The sequence below is a fragment of the Halorubrum sp. AJ67 genome, from assembly GCF_000513435.1.
Map to the genome: position 1 here is coordinate 393,673 of NZ_CBVY010000003.1, position 7,531 is coordinate 401,203.

The window sequence follows — 7,531 nt, forward strand, 5'->3', positions numbered from 1 at the left end:
CCTGGTACGTCGGCCTCCTCCTCGCGGGCGCGGTGGGCGCGTTCGCCGGCGGAGAGACCGACACCGAGGCCGGCGGGATCGAGGAGTTAGACGCCGCCGACCTCACCGACACGGACGTGGTGACGATGATGATGGAGGAGTTCCGCCAGTTCTCCCCGGGCGGCGCGGAGGCGCTCATCGACGAGCGCGACGCGTTCATCGCCCACCGGCTCGTCGCGCTCCGCGACGCCGGCTACGACGTGGTCGCCGTCGTCGGGGCCGGACATCGGGCGGGGATCGAAGGGTATCTCAGGAGTCCCGCGACGCTCCCGCCGATGGCGGATCTGGTCGGCGAGGAGTCCGGGCGAGGCCTGCCGTGGAAGAAGGCGATCGGCTACGCGATCACGGTCGGCTTCGTCGGCTTCTTCGTCCTGCTGGCGCTGGGCGGGGCCGGGAACGCGTTCCTGATCCGGCTGTTCGGCGCGTGGTTCCTGATCAACGGCGTCTTCGCGTTCGCGTTCGCGAAGATCGCCGGCGCGCGGTGGCTCTCGGCCGGCGTCGGCGGCGCGGTCGCGTGGATGACCTCGATCAATCCGCTGCTCGCGCCCGGCTGGTTCACCGGCTACGTCGAACTCAGGAGCCTGACGGTGAACGTCGCCGACATCGGAGCGCTCAACGAGCTGCTCGGCGACGAGAGCCGGTCGATGACGGACCTGCTCTCCGCGATGTTGGACGTGCCGCTGTTCCGGCTCATCGTCGTCGTCGCGATGACGAACGTCGGGAGCATCGTCGCGAGCTTCCTCTTCGCGGCGTACGTCATCCCAGCGATGTTCGGCGCTGAGGTCGGCGGCGTCGAGGACGTCGGTCGGCTGCTCGTCGACGGCGCGGTCAACGGGGCAGACCTCGTTCGCGGCGCTGTCGGGGGACTCGCATGAGCGCCGGCTCGACCCTCTCGGGCCGGCGGATCGGGGGGCTCTACTTCAGCGGGACCGAGATCCGCGACCTCCTCGTCGCGTGGCTCGCGCTCGGCGTCGCGTTCATGCTGTTCTTCGTCGGCGGGTGGGGCGGGATCGGTCGGATCCTCGCCGCGGGCGTGTTCCCGCCGCTGTTCGTCGCGCTCGCGACCGCCGGGGTCGCCTTCCTCCTCCACGAGGTCGCACACAAGGTGGTCGCGGTCCACTACGACCAGGTCGCCGAGTTCCGCGCGGACAACAGCATGCTGTTTCTGGCCGTGATGAGCTCGCTCTTAGGCTTCATCTTCGCCGCGCCGGGGGCGGTCCACCACCGCGGGCGGCTCACGCCGCGCGAACACGGTCACATCGCGCTCGCCGGCCCGGCCGTGAACCTCGGGCTGATGGTCGCGTTCGTCCCGCTCTTCGTCCTCGGCGGCGTCCTCGGGAGCGACCTCGTGACGGTCCTCGGCTCGCGCGGGATCGCGATCAACGCGTTTCTCGCGGCGTTCAACCTGGTCCCGTACGGCCCCCTCGACGGGAAGACGGTGATGGGGTGGAGCAAACCGGTGTGGGCGGCCGTCTTCGTGCCCTCCGCGCTGCTCGCGGTCGGACTGGTGTTCGTCCTCGGACTCGGGTTCGGCGGGCCGTTCTAACGGTCGACGTCGGGGCGGCGGTTCCGGAGGGCGCTCTCGTCGCGGCGGTGGTCCCGGGAGGCGTCCCCGTCGCGGCGAACGGTGCGTTTTTTGCTCCGCGGGCGCGGTCTCACACACATGTCCGAGGGCGACGGGGGCGACGGCGGGGAATCGGCGGCGGCCGAGCGGGAGACCGACGAACTCACCTACGCGGACGCGGGCGTCGACGTCGACGCGAGCGAGGCCGCGACCGCGGCGCTGATCGGCGCGGTCGGGTCGGGCCCCGAGGCGGACGAGTCCGAGAGCGACTACGCCGGGTTACTCGACATCGGCGACCGCTACCTCGCGCTCGCGACCGACGGGGTGGGGACGAAGCTGCTCGTCGCGGAGGCGCTCGGCGACTACTCGACGGTCGGGATCGACTGTATCGCGATGAACGTCAACGACCTCGTCGCGGCCGGCGTCCGCCCGGTCGCGTTCGTCGACTACCTCGCGGTCGACGAGCCGGACGAGCGGTTCGCCGAACAGGTCGGCGAGGGGCTCTCTGAGGGTGCTGAACTGGCCGACATCGAACTCGTCGGCGGCGAGACCGCGGTGATGCCCGACGTGATTCGGGGACTCGACCTCGCCGGTGCCTGCGTCGGTCTCGCCGCGAAGGACGGCGTGTTCGACGGGCAGGCCAAGCCGGGCGACGCCCTGGTCGGCTGGCGCTCCTCCGGGGTCCACTCGAACGGGCTCACGCTGGCGCGGGAGGCGGCCACGCGAGACCACGCGTACGCCGACGCCTGTCCGTTCGGCGACTACGAGACGCTCGGCGCGGCGCTGCTCGAACCGACTGCGATATACACCGACCTGCTCGACCCGATGCGCGAACACGGCGTCCGCGGTGCGGCCCACGTCACCGGCGGCGGCTGGACGAACCTCGAACGGCTCGGCGGGAACCGGTACGTGATCGACGACGCCTTCGACCCGCAGCCGGTCTTCGAGTTCGTACAGTCGGAAGGGAACGTCTCCGACGAGGAGATGTACCGCACGTTCAACATGGGGACCGGGTTCGTGGCCGCGCTGGACCCCGAGGCGGCCGAGGAGTTGGCGGCGGGGACGGACGGGCGCGTGATCGGGCGCGTGGCGGAGGGCGGTGACGGAGACGACGAGGAGGGGACCGTCGCGATCCGCGGGCTGGAGCTGTAGCGGCGTTCCCGGCTCGGAGACTCGACCGGATCGACGGTCAGCTCAACAGGCTTCGGAGCTTCTCGTCGGTGAACTCGACGTACATGCTCTCTTCCGTATCGCGGTTCTCGACTTCGGTTCGCAGTTCGTCGAACTCCGCCTCGAGCGCCGCGTACGCCGGGCTGGCCTCGAGTTCGGCGACGCTCATCTTGGACTCGACGGTCGCCATCTTGGAGGCGATCGCGAACATCTCCCGGATCATGTCGTCACACCCGTTACGGACGTGCATCTGCGAGACGGTGTCGCGGATCTGATCCGCCGAGACGGGTTTCACTAAGTAGTCGTCGAACGGAAGGTCGAGGATGTCGGCGTCGGGTTCGACCGCCGTGACCATCACGACCCGGCAATGGAGCTTTCGCTCTCGGATCGACTCGAGCACGTCGTCGCCGGTCACCGTCGACATCCGGCGATCGAGCAGGACGACATCGATCGTTTCATCGAGGACGTCCAGCGCCTCACCGCCGGAATACGCGGTCGAAACCGCGTACCCATCGAGGTAGTCCGCGTAGAGATCCGCCGTGTTTCTGTCGTCGTCGACGACCAGCACGGTCGGTCCGGTGGTCGTCTCTCGCCGTTCACTCATATTATCGGTACTCGCCAAGACGGGATAACCCTTCCTGCGGTTTTGACCCTTTGACGGTCCGTCTGCGGCTCTAGAGGACCGATTTCGGCCGCAACAGGTGTGGTCCGGTGTCGCCGCTCGGGGTCAGTCCTCGTCGCCGTCCGCGGACGATCCGCGGCGCGCCGCCTCGACGCGGTCCGCGGTGTCGTTCAGCGCGTCCGCGAGCTCTCTGGCCTGCGCCGGCGAGAGGTCGAACTCCTCGGCGTGCGCCGGGAGGTCGTCGACGGCAGTCCCGTCGAGTTCGACCTGTAAGCTGACGTGTTCGGGGTCCTCGCGCGGCGCGGTGACGTTCACGACGCCGGGTGCCTCGGTCTCGAACTCGTGGGCGCGGACCCGGCCGTCGACGAAGTCGAGTGTGGTGTACGCGTTGACGCGCAGCAGTCGGTTGCTCATGTCGAAGAGGCTACGCCGCGGGCCGACTTCAGTCGTCCGACGGCGCGGGCGGGGCGTCCTCCATCGCGTCGTTCTCGGCGTACGGGTACCACGTGCGCTTCGTGTTGTGCATCATTGGATCCTCGTAGTCCGTCTCCTCTGGTTCGACGAGCGCGTCCAGCTCCTCGTCATCGTGGCGTGCGACGAACGCGCGGAACGACTCGTCCTCGTCGCGCTCGGCCGCGAAACCCTCGATCAGGTTCGCGATCGCTCCCGGGACTTCGTCGGCGGGGAGGCGCTGGGTGACCCACCGGGCGAACTCCGGCTCGTCGCCGAGTCCGCCGCCGAGGCCGACGTCGAGCGCCTCGACCGGATCGCCGTCCTTGCGGGTCTTCATCCCGCGCAGGCTCACGTCCGCGATCTGCGGCTGCGCGCACGAAGCCGTACACCCGGAGAGGTGGATGTGGAACTCGTCGACGCCGTCCGGGAGGTCGACGTTGGCTTTCAGCCAGCGCGCGAACCGCACCTGCCGGTTCTTCGTCTCGACGATGGACAGCGAGCAGAACTCGGTGCCCGTACACGCGACCGAGCCGCGCATGAACGGCGAGGGGGACGGCGAGTAGTGCTCCAAGAGCGGTTCGTCGAGGAAGGCGTCGAGGGCGTCGTCCGGCACGTCGGTGACGATGACGTTCTGTCGCTGCGAGAGCCGGACTTCGCCGGAGCCGTACTCGTCGGCCAGATCGGCCAGATCGAGGACGTCTTCGGCACCCATCCGCCCGACGAGGACGTTGAGCCCAACGAAGTTGGTCCCGTCCTTCTGGTCGTGGACGCCGATCAGGTCGTTGCGCTCGCCCGCTCCCGTGTTGTACGTGTACTCTTCGCGGACGTCGCGGCCCGCGGTGCGGAGCTCGAAGTCGACGTACTCGTCCTGTAAGGTCTCTCGGACCTTCTCCGGCCCCCATTGGTCGACGAGGAACTTGATCCGGGCGTTGTACCGGTCCTCGCGGTCGCCGTTGTCGCGGAACAGCGCGGAGAGTCCGCCGGCGACGTCGGCCACCCGGTCCGGGGATACCCAGACGTCGATGTCGCGGGCGAAGCGTGGCTCGTTGCGCGAGAGGCCGCCGCCGACGCGCACGTTGAAGCCGACGGCGTCCTCCCCGTCGACCTCCTTGTACGCGGGCTCGAACGCGAGGTCGTTGATGTCGCCCTGCCCGGAGCCGTCGGCGGAGCCGGTCACGGACACCTTCCACTTCCGCGGGAGGTTGGCGTGGTCGTCGTTGCCCTTGAACGTCTCGTTGAGCTCCCGGATGACCGGCCACGCGTCGATCACCTCCTGCCCGTCCTTGCCCGCGACGGGGTTCCCGACGATGTTGCGCCAGGAGTCGCCGCAGGCCTGCTGGGTCGAGAGGCCGTTCTCCTCCAGTTTCTCGAAGATCGCGGGCACGTCGGAGAGCTCGATCCAGTGGAGCTGGATCGACTGCCGGGTGGTGAAGTCGGCGTAGGCGTCGCCGAAGATCGGGTTCGTTCCCGGTCCCCGGGCGTACTCGTCGGCGATCTCGCCGACGACCCGGAGCTGTCCCGGTTCGAGGACGCCGTTCGGCGTCCCGATCCGCAGCATGAAGTAGCCCTCCTGTCCGTTTCGCTGGTGGTACAGCCCCCACCACTTGAAGCGCTCGAACCACGCGTCTCGCTCGTCGTCGGGGATCGAGTCGAACCCCTCCTCGGCGAACTCAAAGAGGCGGTCTCGGACCTCGTTCCCGTAGACCTCGGATTTCCAGTTCTCTACGTCCGTTGGCATCGCCACCGGCTACACCCGGCGGGGATATAGCCGACCGCACCGTGTCAACGCTTCCCGGTGATTCCCCGAAGCGGCAAGTGTTACTCGCCTGAATCGCGAGTGGGACACCTGACCGCGTCGCGGTCGATCTCGGCGAAGGAGCCGTCCTGAAGCCGTCCGACGGGAATCCATCCAGTGATTCCCGTTTCTCCGCACGCGATACACTGGCCGTACACGCGCGCCTCGACGGCCCCTCCGTCGACGCCGACCGCCTGGAAGTTCTCGACGACGAGATCGGTAAGCGCGCACTCACAGAGATCCGGCGCGTCGAGCCGCCACAGTTCGCTAACGCGGACTTTTCGGTCGTCGTTGACGGAGATCCACGCCCCGTCGTCGAGGACGCGCAATCGAGTGGTCACACCCCACGTTCCCCCGCCGCGGTCCAATGGGTGACGGTGGTCGCAATCGGCGATCGTTTCGATGACGCCGAGAGATCGGAAAACCACCCGACTACACCGCTATCTCCCGTAAAATTAGCTTCCGAACTACCGGACATGAAATCCGGTATCCGTGAGTGGAGGTTCGATTTACACGCGTGACGGTACTTATGGCTCGTGCGCGCTTACCTCGGTGTGATGACCGATTCGGTTCCCGACTCCACCGGCGATCGACCCGCCAGTCCGGTCGACGACGGGGAGTACCGACAACACGCGTCCGCGGACGTAGCGCCCGAGCTCTTCGACGACGTTCCGGAGGGACGATGACCGAGCCGGGCGATCCCCGCGCAACTGGGGATGAACGAGAGGAGACCGGCCAGCGAGGGGAGGACACGGACCACGAGACGGATCGAGAACCCGACGACGGAACGGACCATCTCGACGACGTCGAGGACGGCGCGGGCTGTACGGAGATCTGGGAGCGGCTCTCCGAGCGTCGAGAGGAGTGAGGCCGCGAGCCTACGACAGCTGCGCGGCGATGTCGGCCTCCGTGATGATCCCGACCGTCTCGCCGCCGTCGGTGACCATCACGGCCTTGTAGTGGTCCAGCAGGTTCCTGACCTCGTCGACGGTCGCCGACGGCGCGACCGTCGGGAACGACTCGCTCATCACTTCGCTCACGGGGTGATCGCCGACGTTCTCGCCGGCGTGGACGACGTCGCCCTGACTGATCGAACCGACCGGCACGCCGTTCTGGAGGACGGGGAGCTGCGAGTACGCCTCCGCCTCCATGAGCTCGACGGCCCCGCTCACGGCGTCGTCCGGCGCGACGCTGATCACGGTCTCGTTCATCAGGTCGGACGCGCGCACGACTTCGCCTTCCGCCTCCTGAAGGGCGTTGACGATGCGGCGGAGCGTGGAGAGCCGGGGGTCGACGTCGCCGCCCTCGATCCGCGCGATGAGCGGCTGGGAGACGTCCGCGGCGTCGGCGAGTTCGCTCTGGGTCAGCTCCAGTGCCGTCCGGCGCTCGCGGAGGTCCTGTGGCGTCGGCAGTTCCATGCCGACTAATTACTTAAGGTTATTAGAAAAGCTTTCGGCACCGACCGAACTCGCGCCGCCGAGGTCGTCGGACCGCCTACGGAGAGGAAGGTCGCCGACGGGTCGGGTCGACGACGGGGCCGGTTACCGTTCCGGCTCCTCGTCTTCGTCGTCGGCCTCGGTCTCGAAGACGTCGATGACTTCGAGCGGAACGTCGCGGAGCGCGCCGCCGACCTCGCTTTTCGCGATCCGCTCCGCGTGCTCCTCGCTGTCGGCGTTGAACACGTCGATCTCCAAGAGGAGTCCCACGAGCGCCGTGTTCGCCGCGAGGAACGCGGCGTCGAACGGCTCGCCGCAGGCCGGACAGCCGGTGACGCCGGGTTCGACCTCGACGTACTGCTTGTCCGTCTCGTTGAGTCGCTTGCCGGCTTCGCTGACCGCGACGCCGATGGCGTCGTCGGTCTCCTCGACGTCTCGGACCAACCAGCGGC

The 7,531-nt window shown here is 68.2% G+C and carries 10 protein-coding genes; 4 read left to right on the plus strand and 6 right to left on the minus strand.

Going from position 1 to position 7,531, the window contains the following annotated elements; all coding sequences use genetic code 11:
* The 3 genes from BN903_RS05205 to purM form a co-directional block, all read left to right on the plus strand.
* Positions 1–914 (plus strand): TraB/GumN family protein (locus BN903_RS05205; protein WP_195155716.1); only part of this gene is annotated, 914 nt, incomplete at its 5' end.
* The gene (locus BN903_RS05210) at positions 911–1,585 is read left to right on the plus strand and encodes a Zn-dependent protease (RefSeq protein ID WP_048076687.1); all 675 of its coding nucleotides are present in this window, start codon (positions 911–913) and stop codon (positions 1,583–1,585) included. The genes BN903_RS05205 and BN903_RS05210, both read left to right, overlap by 4 nt.
* A gap of 117 nt (positions 1,586–1,702) precedes the next feature.
* Entirely contained in the window at positions 1,703–2,755 is a 1,053-nt protein-coding gene (gene purM, locus BN903_RS05215; RefSeq protein WP_048076688.1) for a phosphoribosylformylglycinamidine cyclo-ligase, read from the plus strand.
* Positions 2,756–2,792: 37 nt separating this feature from the next.
* On the opposite strand, the gene BN903_RS05220 is transcribed toward purM, so the two are convergent.
* From BN903_RS05220 to BN903_RS05235, 4 genes are all read right to left on the minus strand, one after another.
* Positions 2,793–3,377 carry a response regulator gene (locus BN903_RS05220; protein WP_048076689.1) on the minus strand — a complete coding sequence of 195 codons (585 nt, stop codon included), beginning with the start codon at positions 3,375–3,377 and terminating at the stop codon, positions 2,793–2,795.
* A gap of 123 nt (positions 3,378–3,500) precedes the next feature.
* The gene (locus tag BN903_RS05225) at positions 3,501–3,809 is read right to left on the minus strand and encodes a DUF6360 family protein (protein WP_048076690.1); all 309 of its coding nucleotides are present in this window, start codon (positions 3,807–3,809) and stop codon (positions 3,501–3,503) included.
* A gap of 28 nt (positions 3,810–3,837) precedes the next feature.
* Complete coding sequence (locus BN903_RS05230; protein ID WP_048076691.1) at positions 3,838–5,586, minus strand: nitrite/sulfite reductase; 1,749 nt, start codon at positions 5,584–5,586, stop codon at positions 3,838–3,840.
* Between the two features lie 80 nt (positions 5,587–5,666).
* Positions 5,667–5,984, minus strand: coding sequence for a hypothetical protein (locus BN903_RS05235; protein ID WP_195155717.1), 318 nt, complete (start codon positions 5,982–5,984; stop codon positions 5,667–5,669).
* A gap of 341 nt (positions 5,985–6,325) precedes the next feature.
* On the opposite strand from BN903_RS05235, the gene BN903_RS05240 reads away from it, so the two are divergent.
* Positions 6,326–6,511 carry a hypothetical protein gene (locus BN903_RS05240; RefSeq protein WP_048076692.1) on the plus strand — a complete coding sequence of 62 codons (186 nt, stop codon included), beginning with the start codon at positions 6,326–6,328 and terminating at the stop codon, positions 6,509–6,511.
* 10 nt (positions 6,512–6,521) lie between these two features.
* Here the strand turns inward: BN903_RS05240 and BN903_RS05245 are convergent, their stop codons facing one another.
* On the minus strand, positions 6,522–7,061 hold the full coding sequence (locus tag BN903_RS05245) for a CBS domain-containing protein (RefSeq protein ID WP_048076693.1): 540 nt from the start codon (positions 7,059–7,061) through the stop codon (positions 6,522–6,524).
* A gap of 123 nt (positions 7,062–7,184) precedes the next feature.
* Entirely contained in the window at positions 7,185–7,523 is a 339-nt protein-coding gene (locus tag BN903_RS05250) for a DUF555 domain-containing protein (protein WP_048076782.1), read from the minus strand.
* Between the last annotated feature and the right edge of the window lie 8 nt (positions 7,524–7,531).

What these genes read in the sequence shown, in the direction of transcription:
- purM (WP_048076688.1), top strand. Translation starts at nt 1,703, where the DNA reads ATGTCCGAGGGCGACGGGGGCGACGGCGGGGAATCGGCGGCGGCCGAG.
- BN903_RS05225 (WP_048076690.1), bottom strand. Translation starts at nt 3,809, where the DNA reads ATGAGCAACCGACTGCTGCGCGTCAACGCGTACACCACACTCGACTTC.
- BN903_RS05230 (WP_048076691.1), bottom strand. Translation starts at nt 5,586, where the DNA reads ATGCCAACGGACGTAGAGAACTGGAAATCCGAGGTCTACGGGAACGAG.
- BN903_RS05220 (WP_048076689.1), bottom strand. Translation starts at nt 3,377, where the DNA reads ATGAGTGAACGGCGAGAGACGACCACCGGACCGACCGTGCTGGTCGTC.
- BN903_RS05240 (WP_048076692.1), top strand. Translation starts at nt 6,326, where the DNA reads ATGACCGAGCCGGGCGATCCCCGCGCAACTGGGGATGAACGAGAGGAG.
- BN903_RS05245 (WP_048076693.1), bottom strand. Translation starts at nt 7,061, where the DNA reads ATGGAACTGCCGACGCCACAGGACCTCCGCGAGCGCCGGACGGCACTG.
- BN903_RS05210 (WP_048076687.1), top strand. Translation starts at nt 911, where the DNA reads ATGAGCGCCGGCTCGACCCTCTCGGGCCGGCGGATCGGGGGGCTCTAC.